This window comes from Alicyclobacillus vulcanalis, from assembly GCF_900156755.1.
Lineage (GTDB): Bacteria > Bacillota > Bacilli > Alicyclobacillales > Alicyclobacillaceae > Alicyclobacillus > Alicyclobacillus vulcanalis.
This window is the reverse complement of the sequence record NZ_FTOO01000007.1, coordinates 133,261-148,093: the sequence shown is the minus strand read 5'-3', so window position 1 is coordinate 148,093 and position 14,833 is coordinate 133,261. Positions and strand designations below refer to the sequence as shown.

At 59.9% G+C, this 14,833-nt stretch carries 12 protein-coding genes and 1 pseudogene; 2 read left to right on the top strand and 11 right to left on the bottom strand.

All coding sequences use genetic code 11. The features are described from left to right. Window positions 1-5: 5 nt before the first annotated feature. The 6 genes from BW934_RS09485 to BW934_RS09460 all read right to left on the bottom strand — a co-directional run bounded on the left by BW934_RS09485 (window position 6) and on the right by BW934_RS09460 (window position 6,920). Window positions 6-1,148, bottom strand: coding sequence for an iron-containing alcohol dehydrogenase family protein (locus BW934_RS09485; RefSeq protein WP_076347458.1), 1,143 nt, complete (start codon window positions 1,146-1,148; stop codon window positions 6-8). A 20-nt stretch (window positions 1,149-1,168) separates the two neighbouring features. Beyond that, the gene (locus BW934_RS09480; protein ID WP_076347457.1) at window positions 1,169-2,614 is read right to left on the bottom strand and encodes an aldehyde dehydrogenase family protein; all 1,446 of its coding nucleotides are present in this window, start codon (window positions 2,612-2,614) and stop codon (window positions 1,169-1,171) included. Window positions 2,615-2,637: 23 nt separating this feature from the next. Continuing rightward, window positions 2,638-3,951: an MFS transporter gene (locus BW934_RS09475; protein WP_076347455.1), complete on the bottom strand. Its 1,314-nt coding sequence runs from the start codon at window positions 3,949-3,951 to the stop codon at window positions 2,638-2,640. Between the two features lie 11 nt (window positions 3,952-3,962). Further along, window positions 3,963-4,832: a R2-like ligand-binding oxidase gene (locus tag BW934_RS09470; RefSeq protein ID WP_234969714.1), complete on the bottom strand. Its 870-nt coding sequence runs from the start codon at window positions 4,830-4,832 to the stop codon at window positions 3,963-3,965. 5 nt (window positions 4,833-4,837) lie between these two features. After that, entirely contained in the window at window positions 4,838-6,211 is a 1,374-nt protein-coding gene (locus BW934_RS09465; protein ID WP_234969710.1) for a UbiD family decarboxylase, read from the bottom strand. 118 nt (window positions 6,212-6,329) lie between these two features. Beyond that, window positions 6,330-6,920 carry a UbiX family flavin prenyltransferase gene (locus tag BW934_RS09460; protein WP_076347451.1) on the bottom strand — a complete coding sequence of 197 codons (591 nt, stop codon included), beginning with the start codon at window positions 6,918-6,920 and terminating at the stop codon, window positions 6,330-6,332. A gap of 322 nt (window positions 6,921-7,242) precedes the next feature. On the opposite strand from BW934_RS09460, the gene BW934_RS09455 reads away from it, so the two are divergent. Beyond that, complete coding sequence (locus BW934_RS09455; RefSeq protein ID WP_234969709.1) at window positions 7,243-7,485, top strand: hypothetical protein; 243 nt, start codon at window positions 7,243-7,245, stop codon at window positions 7,483-7,485. Between the two features lie 74 nt (window positions 7,486-7,559). Here the strand turns inward: BW934_RS09455 and BW934_RS09450 are convergent. Further along, a pseudogene (locus BW934_RS09450) lies at window positions 7,560-9,574 on the bottom strand (ATP-dependent Clp protease ATP-binding subunit). A 278-nt stretch (window positions 9,575-9,852) separates the two neighbouring features. Between BW934_RS09450 and BW934_RS09445 the strand changes: the two are divergent. Further along, window positions 9,853-10,425, top strand: a complete 573-nt coding sequence (locus BW934_RS09445) for a hypothetical protein (RefSeq protein ID WP_234969713.1) — start codon at window positions 9,853-9,855, stop codon at window positions 10,423-10,425. A 42-nt stretch (window positions 10,426-10,467) separates the two neighbouring features. Here BW934_RS09445 and BW934_RS09440 read toward each other — a convergent pair whose 3' ends face one another. From BW934_RS09440 to BW934_RS09425, 4 genes are all read right to left on the bottom strand, one after another. Next, a complete protein-coding gene (locus BW934_RS09440) occupies window positions 10,468-11,028 on the bottom strand; it encodes a Uma2 family endonuclease (RefSeq protein ID WP_076347445.1) in 561 nt (186 codons plus the stop codon). A 108-nt stretch (window positions 11,029-11,136) separates the two neighbouring features. Continuing rightward, on the bottom strand, window positions 11,137-12,357 hold the full coding sequence (gene ilvA / locus BW934_RS09435) for a threonine ammonia-lyase (RefSeq protein ID WP_076347443.1): 1,221 nt from the start codon (window positions 12,355-12,357) through the stop codon (window positions 11,137-11,139). Window positions 12,358-12,411: 54 nt separating this feature from the next. Next, on the bottom strand, window positions 12,412-13,335 hold the full coding sequence (gene prpB / locus BW934_RS09430) for a methylisocitrate lyase (protein ID WP_076347441.1): 924 nt from the start codon (window positions 13,333-13,335) through the stop codon (window positions 12,412-12,414). A 15-nt stretch (window positions 13,336-13,350) separates the two neighbouring features. Continuing rightward, window positions 13,351-14,796 carry a bifunctional 2-methylcitrate dehydratase/aconitate hydratase gene (locus tag BW934_RS09425; RefSeq protein ID WP_076347439.1) on the bottom strand — a complete coding sequence of 482 codons (1,446 nt, stop codon included), beginning with the start codon at window positions 14,794-14,796 and terminating at the stop codon, window positions 13,351-13,353. Window positions 14,797-14,833 lie beyond the last annotated feature (37 nt).

The following is a 14,833-nucleotide window of genomic DNA, read 5'->3' as shown; positions in this document are numbered from 1 at the left end:
CTCCATCACCAGAGAGACTTCACCAACTTCAGAATGTCATCTTCGCTGGCTTCTCGCGGGTTATGGCGCAGTTGCACGCTCACCAAGGTCTGGCGGGCGATACTCGTTAGGAGATCCTCAGTCACACCGACGTCCCGCAATCGTCCTGGCAAGCCCGTCTCTCGCGCGAGTTCCTCCACGATTTCGGCCAACGTCCCGGCACTCGACCCTCGCGCCTTGGCCAGGATGGTAGCCGCGCGGTCATATTTGCCGCAACAAACAACGGCGTTGTATCGTATCACGGCCGGCAGACAAACACCGATCGCAACACCGTGTGGTACATGAGCATGCCCGGACACTGCAGCGGCAATCGCGTGGGTCAATCCTAAAAATGCATGGTTAAAGGCGATCCCAGACAACAAACTGGCTTCTGCCATGTTCTTTCGTGCCACATGGTCCTGCCCATGTCTTACAGCCTGAACCAAGCTCCTTCCTACGAGCTCCATGGAACGCTCGGCCAAAGCGTCCGAAAACGGAGTGGCTCTCCGTGAGACGTACGCTTCCAACGCATGAGCCAATACGTCAATTCCACTTGCCGCCGTCACGTGAGGTGGCACGCTGTGCGTAAGGAGCGGGTCAACTAGGGCCACATCCGCTGCAAGAAACGGGCTCGTCACCGTCACCTTCACTTGGCTCTCCCAGTCGGAGTAAACGCCGAAAAACGTGACCTCACTCCCCGTGCCCGCCGTAGTTGGAAGGACGCATAGCTTCGTCTTGCATGGCGCGCAGATGGGGTCAGCCTCACTTCCCGCGAATCTTCGGATGTCTCCTCCGAGTTCGGCGACGAGCCGAGCTCCCTTGGCCACATCGATGGCTGAACCCCCGCCTACCGCAACGAGGGCATCGGCATGACGTTCGCGGCATAGTGATGCCACCTTGTGGACCGTGTCAACGCTGGGATCCGGCTCAACCTCGGCATAAAGCGAGACTTCAGAGCAAGTACGTAGAACAAGCGACTCTACGAACTGAGCCACGCCCGCTTGTTGTAATCCAGGATCTGTCACCACAACGACGCGCGACACAGACATCTCTTCGAGTACACGAGGTAACTCCTGCGCAACTCCCTCGCCAAATCTCACTCTCGTTGGAATCTGAATTTCATAGCTCATAGGCTCATCTCCACTTGTGCTCACACGTCAAGGGTAAGGTGAATATGTTTGAGCTCCGTGAACTCGTAGAGACCCTCAATTCCACGCGAACGACCCAATCCGCTCATCTTGTAACCGCCGGACTCGGCTTCCGCGTAATTCCGGTTGTAACCGTTTAACCACACCGTACCTGCTTGCAGGCGGCGCGCCACGCGGAAGGCACGGTTCAAGTCCTGCGTCCATATGCCCGCGACCAAGCCGTATCGTGTCGCATTCGCTAGCCGCACGGCCTCCTCTTCAGACGTAAATCGCTCCACCACGAGCACAGGCCCGAAAATCTCCTCCTGAACCACGGAACAATTGACGGGCACGTCAGCGATGACGGTGGGCTCGATGAAGTTTCCTCGATCGTATGGCGGCTGAGTCAGCCTGCGGCCACCCGTGATGATTCGCCCTCGCCTTCGGCCTTCCTCGATGAAGCTGAGAATGGTTTGGAGCTGAGTTTCCGAGATGACGGGCCCCATCTCCGTCGACTCATCCAGCGGCATGCCCACTCGAAGTGATTCCGCGTACGACTTAGCGAGAGCGAGAGCATCCTCATACACCGAAGCCTCCACCAAAAGCCGAGATCCGGCCATACAGATCTGGCCGCTCGTCATAAACACCGAGCGGCATGCGGTCGACACCGCTCGTTCAAGATGACTATCCGCAAAGACCACGTTTGGCGACTTGCCGCCGAGCTCGAGCGCGACCTTCTTGATGCCACGGCTAGCCTTGGCCATAATGCCCTGCCCCACTTCGGTGCTACCTGTGAACGCCACCATGTCTACATCGGGACTTTCAACCAAGGCGTCACCCACGACTCGACCTTTACCTGTCACGAGCTGAAGAACGCCGGGCGGAAACAGCCCAAGCTCAGCAGCGAGTTCGAACAAAGCCGCCGTGATCGCACCTGTGCGCTCTGCGGGTTTCACGATGGCAACGTTTCCTGCGGCCAAACATGGCGCTAAATCACGCATGAGGAGCAGCACAGGCCAATTCCATGGCGTGATCACGGCCACGACACCGATGGGCTCGCGAACCAGGAAGCCATACGCATCCGGCGTCGGGTGAAACGTACGTCCGAACACGTTTCGCGCCATGATGCTGTTGTAACGGAGCGCATCGATGGCACTGGCTATCTCGATTCGAGCCTCGCGAATCGGTTTTCCGTTTTCTTCGGACAAGAGGCGAGCCAGCGCTTCTTTGTGCTGTTCGATGGCGTCTGCCCATGCCGAAAGCGCACGAGAACGCAGGTTCGAGGTATTCGGCCAGTCGGTAGACTCGAACGCGGAGCGAGCCGCGGCAACGGCTCGCTCCACATCCTGCGGCGTGGAGGACTGCGTCCTCGCGACGGGATGACCCGTCGCAGGATGAATGGATTCACAGGTCTCCCCAGAGCTTGACGGTTGCCAAGCACCGGCGATGTAGTTCTCGTAGGTCTTCATTGCGCAATCCCCCTCACGTCAAGTTACTCAAAGTGTCCGCGGGTCTCGGGGACAATGAGTGCCCCGACGAGATACAACGCGAGTGCCGACATAAGGAAAGCTGTCAGAGCCACTGGGATGTTGGTCGTCGTGCCGGCGGCCAAGGAAACGAAGGTTGGAAGCATGCCTCCTACCGCAAACCCCATGTTCCATGAAAGCCCCGTTCCCGTCGAGCGGACCTGTGTGGGGAAACGTTCGTTTAAGAACGCCACGATGGGCGCGTATGCTGCGTTGCCCAGGAACACCAGAACGAGTGCATAGGTTATCAAAGCACGCGGTGAATGAGTCGTGGCCATGCCGTGATACAGAAAGGGGACGGCGATGAGTGCGACGACGCCCACTGTCAAAAAGACAGGCTTTCTCCCAACCATTTCACTGAGATGCCCGACCAAGACGGCCGCGAAAATCACCACCAGGCTCGCGGCGATGAGCGCTAGAGATGCTGTGCCGTGTGGAGGTTTGTTCACGACTTTGAAGAAGGTTGGTAAATACCCTGATGTCAAATAATAACCGCTTCCGCCTCCAATGGTAATCATTAGGTTCACAACTAAAATGCGGCCATAGTCGCGAAAGACAGTCCGCACGGGCGTTTTTGGAACAGGAGTGGTCTGTGAATGAGCAGCTTGCTGCCAAAGAGGCGATTCCTCAAGTGAATTAAAGACAAACACGCCCAATACTGCGCTCAGCAGACCAGAGAAGAACATGCACCGCCATCCCCAAACATCGAACGCCGGGCCGGGAAATACAGATGACCAAATGGCATACACAATGGAAGCGATGAGCGAACCGATTCCGGCGCCACCGCCGCCGATCAAGCCTGAAACAAGGCCGCGCCACTTCGGTGAGACGGACTCGGTACCAATGGTGTGTGTTGACGCCACGACACCGCCGACACACACCCCCTGGATGAGACGAAGAACAAGGAATAAAATAGGCGCCGCGACGCCGACCTGGTGAACGGTTGGAAGGACGCCGAAAAGGGCTGTTAGAACGCCGACACCGACAACAGCGGTGATCATCGCGCGCTTTCGACCAAATCGATCGGCGAATGATCCGAAGAATCCGCTTCCAAGCGGACGCATGAGCAGGGTGACCGCGAACGAACCGTACACCGAGGCGAGCGATAACGTCGGGTTACTGGATGGGAAAAACAACTTGCCGACATCTGGCGCGACATAAAGCAGGACGAACAGATCGAACAAGTCCAGGGACCACCCAAGAAGCGACGCGATGGTCGCGGTTACAACCTGCTTCCGCGAAGGCTGTACGGCGTACGAATTCGCTGTAGAAATGGACATTCAAATCCTCCTCATGGAGAATAGGTTTCTTGCTCAGTCACTTCCCAGTGCGAACCGAAAATGTCCCGCATGCGCCGCTCGTACATCTCCATCAAGCGCTCCAGCCCTCGCTCCTCTTCTGGGGGTTCGTACCTCACGCCATCCAATTCGATGGGCTGACCATAGCGGGCACGTATAAGTGGCAAATACGTTCGGTACACCGCACGGATCCGTTCGGCGAGGGATGCATCGCGCTGAGCATAATGTCGAAGAACGCGCATCCCAAAGCCCACGTGTCTCCCTTCATCCCGTTGAATGTTACGAAAGCCCTGCGACAAACCTGGAAAGAGGCCATGCTTACCGAACACGTGTACAAAGATGTGGTAACCTGCATTGGCCTGTACGCCTTCAATGATGCCTTGATAATGCGTGAACGCTTCCACAATACACGCGATTCTATCCTCTTCTGGCCTATCCAGGCACTCGAGCAGTTTTTGTGCTCGTTCGAGAAGTGAGTCGTGCGCGGGATTGTGTAAGCGGCGCTTTGGAGTAAGTAGCCCAAAGACTTCCTTGAAATACCGGGCGAAAAAGTCCGTGTGTTTAAACTCTTCCACCAGTTGCGTGCTTAAGTAGGCCTGTTGCCACGTCGAGGGTGCCGACATAATCCACGGACAAAACAGCCTGGCCACGTTTTCTTCGGCGTGATAAAAGGCTCCACAAAATGACTCGAGATACGCGCGCATCTCTGGGGCCAGGCGCTCATAGTCGCGCTTGTCTTGTTCGAAATCGATCTTCGACGGATCCCAGGTGCCGTAAGCGATGGCCTTTCGCCAAAGTCGCTGAGCCACCTCGTCCAGCGAATCACTGGGTTCTCCGAGATCGACGTCTTCCACGTTCAACACGGCGCTCACACCTCTCCTCCAGACGGTTCTGACAATCCGTAGCGATGCCAGTCCAAGGTCTGCATCCCCGGAATTGAGATGCGCTTAAAACGAAACGGCTCGGCGTCAAGTGGTATGGTGCAGTCGAGGCCCATCTTGCTACCCAAACCATCATCGGTCGACGGGTCGAGCTTGGAACCTTGACTGTGCCGGACGACGATTAGGTCGTGCTCGGCCTGAAATCGGGTCGCAATGGCCCATTCCACTTCTTCTGGGTTATAGATGTCCACGTCGTCATCCACGACCACAACGTGCTTGATGTCAAAGCTGTTGGCGAACGCCGCAAGAATCGCGTTTTTCCCCTGTCCCTCCTCCGTCTTTCGGATGGCAATGACCGCGTGGTACCGACAGGATCCCCCGGGTGTCATGTGAACAGCCCGCACAGTTGGGACGAGGTGCCGGACCGTCTCAAACAGACTCGCCTCGCGCGGAATGCCACCGAGTAGCAGATGTTCGTACCCCGCCGGAACAATCGTGTGATAGACCGGATTCTCGCGCATCAGGAGAGCAGTGACTTGGATGACATGCTTGTCGGATCGCGGTCCATAGTAGCGAGGAAACTCCCCGAAGGGTCCTTCGGGCTCTCGCACATGTGGCAAAATTTGGCCCTCAATCACGATCTCGGCATCAGCGGGCACATCGACATCGACAGTCTGACAACGCACGACGGGAAGCGGCTCGCGACGAAGCGCACCTGCGATCTCCAGCTCGTCAACGCCAAACGGTGTACTCGCCTGGGATGCGAGGAGTGTCGCAGGATCGACCCCAATGACAACCGCGCACTCGAGCGGCTGGCCGCTCGATTCGGCCTGGCGAAACAAGTGGAGCGTGTGACGTGGAAGGAGCAACACGCCCATCCGGTCTGGACCCGTGACTTGAAGGCGATGAATGGCTACGTTCTGTTTGCGGGTCGTCGGGTCGCGGACGATGAGCAGGCCGGCCGTGACGTAAGGGCCAGCGTCGTGCTCGTGATGCGTCGGGATCGGAAGCGTTTTCATCAGGTCGATTTGCTCGGTTTGGACGCGAGCATAGACGGGTGCTTCGTCTGGAAGAACGCGCTCTACAGGAACAGGTCGCTCGCAGGCCTCCCGAAATCTGTGGATGAGGTCGTTGGACGTGCACCCAAGTGCCTCTGCGATCCACCGCCTGTGGGAGACAAGTCCACTGGTAACAGGAATACTTGCGCCCTCGGGTCGGTGAAAGAGCACGGCCTTTCGCCCGTCCAATCGCTTTGCGATAGCAGCAACTTCGTAGCGAAGACTGACCTCCGCTTCGATCTCGACAAGTCGATCGGTCGCTCGTAGATGCTCCAGCCACGCACGAAATGAAAGAAACGCCACGACATTCGCCTCCCGTCGCTGACTGCGACGTGTGATTGGATCATATAAGGAGTTAATATCGATGTAAATAACCCTTTTTATAGACGTAAATAAAGTTGAATTCAGCTGTTCATGACTTTTAAAGAGAGGATTCTGGATTCGAATGATCACAAACGGTGCGTTCTCCCCACCGCGGAACTGGCATGGACAGACCAAAGTGGTCAAGCATGCGGGCGACGAGGTGGTCGATGACATCCTCGAGATGACGTGGACGATGATAAAACCCGAGGACCGGCGGAAAAATGACCGCACCTGCTCGGGCAAGTGCCTGCATACTCTCGAGATGAAGTTCATGCAGAGGCGTCTCACGAACCACGAGAACCAACGGTCGCCGTTCCTTCAGGGTGACGTCCGCAGCTCTCACGATGAGATTGTCCGACAATCCCATGCGAATGGCCCCAAGAGTCTTCACGCTGCAGGGAACGACAATCATCCCATCGGTGCGATACGATCCGCTTGAAATGGACGCAGCCAGATTGTCGACACGATGCACGACGGATGCGAGCCGGTGAAGGTCGGCGAGAGACAGGTCAGTCTCCAATTTCAGCGTCGTCTCTGCCCAGCGAGAACAGATCAGGTGGGTCTCAACACCCAAACTTGAAAGCGCTTGAAGTGTACGGACGGCGAGCACGGCTCCGGTAGCGCCCGTCACTCCGACAACGATGCGCATGGTGTATCGTCTCCCATCTGCTCTCACACTCCGTAGTCTTGAGTATAGTTCGGAGTGAGATATCGCTCTTTTTAAAACAAATTCAATTTTATTTTGAGATCTTGCTGGCCCTCTCGCGTTGTCATGAAGCCCGGATCTTGGTCCCGATCCGGGCTTCCACCGCGACTGCAGGCTGTTGAGCGACATATCGTGAAATCGGTTGGGGGGTGAAACGATGTGCACAAGAGCTGAGTGTGAGCGCCTTGTCGGGCGTTGGGTCACGTTTCGCACCCCATACGGGCGCCATCAAGGCTTGATTGAACGGGTCACAGAAGATGGTCGTGTGGTGATTTGGTCTCCCCGGTCTCAGGCGGTCCCTGCGTTCATCTTGACCGATGGTGCTGCGCCCCGAGTGGATGCCGAACTTGCGTATGGAGGGTTTGGACCGGGCCCCCTGGGTACTCCCGGTTACGGAGCGGCTCCCTATGGCGCCCCTGTACCAGGCTACGGCTACGGCGGCGGCTGGGTGCGGTGGGCCGTGCCGTTTCTCATCATCTACGCTTTATTCGGGCTCTTCTTCTGGTGAGGAAACTATTCGTGGGGAGCATACAAGAGCGCGGGAGCCGAGTCGGCCTCCCGCGCTCACTTTTCGCTCGCTTCTCACGCGGATGCGACCGGTTCCGCAATCCGAAGCGTTAACGAATCCCCAGTGACCTCAAGTGCAATCTCGCGCACCTCTTCGTCAATCAGCTTTTCCGCGATGGGGTCTTCCACATACGTCTGCACCGTGCGACGCAGCGGGCGCGCGCCGAAGGCTGGGTGATAGCCTCGCTTCGCCAACCATTCTACGGCCTCCTCGGTCCAGGACAGCGACACACCCCGTTCCGCAAGAAGCTCGCGCACCTCCGTGAGCATCAGTTCGACGATGCGCTGCACGTCCGTTTGACCAAGCGGGCGGAACCGAACAATCGCGTCAAACCGGTTCAGGAATTCCGGCTTGAAGTAGGCGGATAGATCGCCGAGATCGACGTCGAGCCGCTTGTCCTCGTCCGCACGGACGGCAAACCCAACGTGGTTCTTCCGCTCCACTTCACCCGCATTCGAGGTCATGATGATGAGCGTGTCCTTGAAGCTCACCGTCCGGCCCTGGCTGTCGGTCAGGCGCCCATCTTCCATGATCTGTGCTGCACATCTGGATGCGCCTTTTCGATCTCGTCCACCAGAATCAGGCTATACGGGTGCCGGCGCACCTGCTCGGTCAGCTGGCCCGCCTGCTCATATCCGACGTACCCTGGCGGCGCACCGATGAGCTTCGACACGGCGTGCTTTTCCATGTACTCGCTCATATCGAGCCGGATCATCGCGTCCCTCGAGCCAAACAAGATTTCGGCCAGCCGCCGAGCCATCTCCGTCTTCCCGACGCCGGTCGGTCCGACGAAGAGAAAGCTGCCAATCGGTCGATCGCCCTTGCGCAGCCCGACGCGGCTGCGGCGAATGGCGCGAGCCACCTGGCGCACGGCCTCTTCTTGGCCGATCACGACCGCCTGCAGATCCGCCTCGAGGTTCTTCAGTTTTGCTTGTTCTTCCGCCTGCATCCGCGTGACCGGGATGCCGGTCTTCGCCTCGACGATCGCGGCGATGTGCTCCTCATCGATGACCGGCGGGCCGGAGGTGGCAGCCCCACGCGCCAACTCCGCGCGAAGCCTCTCTTCCTCGGCCTTCAGCTCGGCCGCGCGCTCGTACGCCTCCTGGCGGATGGCAGCCTCCTTCTCCCGCGCGATGGCCGCGAGCCGCGCCTCCACGTTCAGGGCATCGCCGTGCTGCAGGTTGGCCTTCGATCCGGCCTCGTCCATCAAGTCGATGGCCTTGTCCGGGAGAAATCGATCTCCGATGTAGCGATGCGACAGTGTCACGCATGCGCGAATCGCGCCATCGGTATACCGCACACCGTGGTATGTCTCATACCGCGGCCGCAAACCTTCGAGAATGCGCACCGCCTCCTCGACGGACGGCTCGTTCACCATCACTGGCTGGAACCTGCGCTCGAGCGCCGGGTCCTTCTCAATTTGACGGTACTCGTCGAGCGTGGTGGCGCCGATGATCTGAAGGTCGCCGCGCGCAAGCGCCGGCTTGAGAATGTTGCCGGCGTCCAGCCCGCCCTGAGCGGCTCCCGCGCCGACCAACAGGTGAATCTCATCAATAAACGCGATCACGTCACGGCGCGACTCGAGTTCGGCAATCAGTTGCTTCATGCGACTCTCGAACTGGCCACGAATCCCGGTATCCGCGACGAGCGACGCCACGTCGAGCGCATAAATCGTCTTGCCTGCAAGCTTTTGCGGCACGCGCCCTTCGGCGATGCGAAGCGCGATGCCTTCGACGATGGCGGTTTTCCCGACGCCTGGCTCACCAATGAGAACCGGGTTATTCTTATTGCGCCGGTTCAAAATTTCAAGCGTGCGCTCCACTTCCTCGTTGCGCCCGATGAGCGGATCGATCTTCCCCGCCTTGGCCAGCTCGGTGAGGTTGCGCCCAAATTGGTCGAGCACACTGCCCTGCTGGCCTCCAGGCAAGGTCCCGACCTGCCCTCCCGGGCCATGCATGCTCATCTGCCGAAAGAGATCGTCAAACGGAAAACCTCCGCCCATGCTGAATCCAGGTCCGATGAATGGCATCGTGAGACACCTCCAAGCTGCCCACTCAGATCCGGGACGCCGCTTGTTTCAAGGCGCGACCCATCAAGACAAACAACTGAGCAAGACGAACAACTGAGCTGGATACTGATATTGACTAACTTTGACCTTCTTGCGGCGTTTTTTGACTTTGTCTTTCCTTGACCAATTATAGCACGCGCATCGCAGATTGCAACAGTTTTTTCGCATAACAGGTGGTTGGAAAGGGAAAAAACGCGCTATGATAAGGGTACCACTCAGGCGAGGTGAGCCCATTGTTGGTGATTCTCCTGCTCGTCGTGATCGTCATTCTGCTGGTCATCCTGTTTGCTCGCAGGAACCAAAGCCAAGGGCCGGTCTACCGCCGAGGTCCCTTCCAATCGCCGCAAGGCGGTCCGTATCAACAGGGCCCTTTTCAATCGAACTACGGCCCGAGCTACGGCCCCACGTACGATGTGACGCCACCTTACGGAGGCTATCGCCCCGGGTTTGGCGGCGCTGGCTCGTTCCTGGGAGGCATGGCGGCAGGTGCCCTATTGTCCTGGCTCTTTGAGCAGGGTCGAATCGACGCGATGCAATACGACATGTTCCGTCAAATGGAAGATCAGCAGATGATCGACGCGCTCCTGCAGCAGAACATTATTCAGCAGGACGAGATCGAGCAGCTTCAGCAACAGGTGATGATGGATCAAGGCGGCCTGTATGATCCGAATGGCAACCCGGTGGACCCGGGGCAGATGCAGGACTGGAATGCGTCAGACACCTGGGACAACCAAGTCGACTTTCGGGACGATGGATTTCAAAACGGGCCGTTTGACGACCCTGGCAACAACAACGATGGGGGCTGGGTGTAAACCCGGCCCTTTTGACGTTCCGAGCAAGCGCCTCGCGCGAGCTCATGTATCGAAGAGAATGCCGACGTCGACGGAGAGGTCGGGAAACGCCACGGGCGAAATGCGATCGCCCACGCGGTTCGACGTGTTCCAGCGGAGGGTACCGCCGTTGGCGCGGTACACGTGCACGACGCGCTCTTCTGGCTCCACAATCCAGTACTCCGGCACACCTGCGCGCTCATAGAGCAACATCTTGCGGATGGTATCATGCGCCGCGGTGGACGGAGAAAGGACCTCCACGACAAGAACGGGAATGCCGACGACGCGGCGGTCCGCTTGAAAGGGCGGACACATGATGAACAGGTCCGGCTGGACCACATCCATCGTGCCCTCATCTTCGTCAAAGCACAGGTCCATGGGGGCTACGTAGGCCTGGCATGACTTTCCTCGAAGATACAGGGCAAACTCGGCCCCCAGCTGCAGGACAATCTGCTGGTGAAGCGGTGAGGGGCTCGCGAGCATGTAAGGCACCCCTTGGATCAGTTCCCACCGCTCTGGCCCATCCCACGCCACGTAGTCCCGATACGTATAGCGAACGTCGTCCTTGCGCTCTGGTTTCGGCATGGTTCCACCCCTCCACATCCATCCTACCGCAAGACTGGGGTGTTGGTTCGCCGCAGCGCGACAACACGCACATCGTAAGCGGCGATGACGGCCGCCCCGAGCCGGTCATTAATCCCGGATGACCGGCTCATAGCCTGCCTGGCGCAGCGTGTCGCAGATGAGGCGAATGTGGGCGTGATCGCGCGTCTCCAAGTCGATCTCGACCTCCGTCTGCCCGAGGTGGATGTGCGATCCAACCCGCTGGTGATGCACGGTGAGCACGTTCGCGCGCAGTCGTGCCACAATGTCCAACAAATCGCGCAGCGCGCCGACGCGATCCTGAATGGTCACGGCCAGGCGCAGATACCGGCCGGACTCGACCAGGCCGTGCTCGATGATGCGCGACAACACCACCACGTCCACGTTGCCCCCGGACAAGACCGCGACGACCTTCCCCAGCCCAGCCGGCACCTTCTTGCTGAGCACGGCCGCGATGGTGGTGGCTGCTGCGCCTTCCACCACGAGCTTGGACCGCTCCATCAAGAGAATCATCGCCCGCGCGATCTCGTCCTCCTCCACGACGACGACGTCGTCGATGTACTGCTTCGCAGCTTGGAACGTGAGCGCACCAGGGCGCCTGACGGCAATGCCGTCCGCAATCGTCGGCTCGGCGGGCACGGTCTCGATGGCTCCGAAATCGAGCGCGTGGCGGAAGGCCGGCACGGCCTTGGCCTGCACGCCAATGACCTTCACCCCAGGGCGCAGGGCCTTCAAGGCGATGGCGATACCCGCGGCGAGCCCCCCGCCGCCCATCGGCACCACCACGGCGCCCACATCGGGCAGTTGCTCCGCAATCTCAAGGCCGATCGTCCCCTGCCCGGCGATGATGTCGGGATCGTCAAACGCGTGAATGTAGGTGAGCCCCTCGCGCATCGCGATCTCGCTCGCGTGGCCGTACGCCGCGTCGTAATCGTCCCCATGAAGCACCACGCGCGCGCCGTAGCGCTGCGTCGCCATGATCTTGGCCAGGCTCGCGCCTTCCGGCATGACGATGGTGCAGGGCACGCCGCGCCCGCGCGCCGCGTAAGCCACACCCTGCGCGTGGTTGCCGGCCGAGGCGGCGACAACGCCGGCGAGCGCACCCGACTCCGCGAGCGCCGTGATCTTGTTCAGCGCGCCGCGCAGCTTGAACGATCCCGTCTTCTGCAGATTCTCCAACTTGAGGTAGATCTCATTGTCCGACATGCGAGAAAAGGTCTCGGAGTAATCGAGCGGCGTGTACAGCACGCTGCCCCGAATCCGTTCCCGCGCCCGCTCGATGTCTTTCAGTGCAGGTAGCGACCGCTCCAACCGACTTTTCCTCCTCGAAGAAGGCGGGCCAAAGGGCCCGCCCCATCGCTTGATTCACCGGTCCGCGCGCTTCATCGAATCCTCCAGCACGGTCTTGGCGATGTGCTCGTCCAGCGCCTCGTAATCGAAGTAGCGGATGGCTTGGTACAGCTCCTCGCGCGACTGCATCTCGGCAAGCAGCGACTTTTGCGTCCCCTCGCGCTGAATCGCCTCGAAGACGCGCTCGATAGCCTTCGCCGCGACGCGCACGCTCGTCACGGGGTAAATCACCATGCGGTAACCCCACGACTCAAATTGATCCGCGGTGTAGTACGGCGTCCGCCCGAACTCCGTCATGTTCGCAAGCAGCGGCACCGGCACGCGCTCCGCCACTTGGCGAAACTCTTCCTCCGTGGTCAACGCCTCCGGGAAGATGGCATCCGCCCCCGCCTCGACGTACCGATTGGCGCGATCCACGAGCGCGTCCAGTCCCTCCACGCTCTTCGCGTCCGATCGCGCCACCACCACGAGCGTCGGCGCCACGGTTTTCAACATGCGGATCTTTTCCACCATCTCGGACGGCTCGACGAGCTTCTTGCCGTTCAAATGGCCGCACTTCTTCGGCATGACCTGATCCTCAATTTGCACAGCCGCCACCCGGGCCTCGAGCATCTCCTTCGCCGTGCGGGCGACGTTCAAGACTCCACCGTAGCCGGTGTCGATGTCGACGAGCAGGGGCAGCCCGGATGCGCGAACGAGATCGGCGGCCCGCTCCGCCACCTCGTTCGAGTAGACGATGCCGAGATCGGGCAAACCGCGGCTTGCGGTGTACGCGGCGCCCGACAGGTAGATGGCTTCAAAACCCGCCTGCTTCGCGAGGCGCGCCGTGAGTCCGTCGTGTGCGCCGGGAATTTTGAGGATGCGCGGCTCCTGGATCCGCGCGAGAAACCGCCTGGCCAGCTCCTCCTGGCTTGGTTGTTGCTCCACCAGCCACGCCAACGTCCATGCCCCCTCTCAGATGACAAACAGCTCCATGAATTCGTCGACCGGCGTCTCGCGCAGCCGCTCGGCATCGAGGCAGAGATCGAGAATGCGCTCGGCGCGTTTTTCTGGGAAGCGGGTCAGGAGATTCGCGCGGAACTTCTCGATCACCTTTGGCAGCCCCTCCGCGCGGCGCCGGCGGTGGCCAATCGGGTACTCCACCTCCACTTTCTCCGTGTGCGATCCGTCCCGGAAGAAGATCTGCACCGCATTGGCGATGGAGCGCTTGTCGGGATCGAGATAATCCTTGCTGTAGCGCGGATCCTCGACGACCTCCATCTTCTCGCGCAGGGCATCGATGCGCGGATCGCTCGCCGTCTCGTCCTCGTAGTGTTCCGCGCGCAGATCGCCGTAAATGAGGCCCACGGCGACCATGTACTGAATGCAGTGATCGCGGTCCGCCGGATTGTGGAGGGGGCCCTTCTTGTCGATGATGCGAATCGCGGATTCGTGGGTCGTGATGACGATGCGCTCAATCTCGTCCAGCCGATCCTTCACCTGCGGATGCAACTGGAAGGCGCACTCCACCGCGGTCTGCGCGTGGAACTCGGCTGGGAAGGAGATTTTCAGAAGCACATTCTCCATCACGTAGGAACCGAGGGGCCGGGCGAGCACAATAGGCTTGCCGCCCATCACGACATCGTTGAAGCCCCATTGCGGCGCGGTCAGCGCGCTCGGATATCCCATCTCGTCGCGCAGCGCCATGAACGCGAGCCAGACGGCGCGGCTCGTCGCATCGCCTGCCGCCCACGACTTGCGCGATCCCGTGTTGGGTGCATGGCGGTACGTGCGGAGCGGCGCGTTGTCGATCCAGGCGTTCGAGATGGCGTTTTGAATCTGCTCGCGCGATCCGCCGAGCATCGCGCTGGTCACGGCCGTGGAAGCCACCTTCACGAACAGGACGTGATCGAGCCCGCGGCGGTTGAGGCTGTTTTCGAGCGCGAGCACGCCCTGAATCTCGTGCGCCTGGACCATGCGCTCAAGCACCTGGCCCACGGTCATCGGCGCGCGCCCCCGCTTGCGCGCTTCGCGGCTCACGTAGTCGGCCACGGCGAGAATTCCGCCGAGGTTGTCCGACGGGTGCCCCCACTCCATGGCGAGCCACGTGTCGTTGTAGTCGAGCCAGCGGATCATGGCGCCGATGTTGAATGCGGCCTGGACGGGATCGAGCTCATACTTGGTGCCAGGCACGCGCACGCCGCCAGGCATCGAGGCCCCCGGGACATAGGGGCCAATGTGTTTCGCGCACTCCGGAAACGAAAGGGCGAGAAGCCCCACGCCGAGCGTGTCCATGAGGACGTGCCGCGCGATATTCAAGGCTTCCTCGCTCGCCACCTCGGGCTTCATCACGTAGTCGGTCATCTGAACGATGGCATCGTCAAACGGGCGGCCGCCCTGACGGTCCACTCTGCCACTCATCGTCATTCCCCCTGCACACGACAAAATTCCGGGCGGC

Coding starts and splice junctions, on each gene's coding strand:
- BW934_RS09485 (WP_076347458.1), bottom strand. CDS start 1,148: ATGAGCTATGAAATTCAGATTCCAACGAGAGTGAGATTTGGCGAGGGA.
- BW934_RS09460 (WP_076347451.1), bottom strand. CDS start 6,920: ATGCGCATCGTTGTCGGAGTGACGGGCGCTACCGGAGCCGTGCTCGCC.
- BW934_RS09475 (WP_076347455.1), bottom strand. CDS start 3,951: ATGTCCATTTCTACAGCGAATTCGTACGCCGTACAGCCTTCGCGGAAG.
- BW934_RS09440 (WP_076347445.1), bottom strand. CDS start 11,028: ATGCCGAAACCAGAGCGCAAGGACGACGTTCGCTATACGTATCGGGAC.
- BW934_RS09425 (WP_076347439.1), bottom strand. CDS start 14,796: ATGAGTGGCAGAGTGGACCGTCAGGGCGGCCGCCCGTTTGACGATGCC.
- BW934_RS09480 (WP_076347457.1), bottom strand. CDS start 2,614: ATGAAGACCTACGAGAACTACATCGCCGGTGCTTGGCAACCGTCAAGC.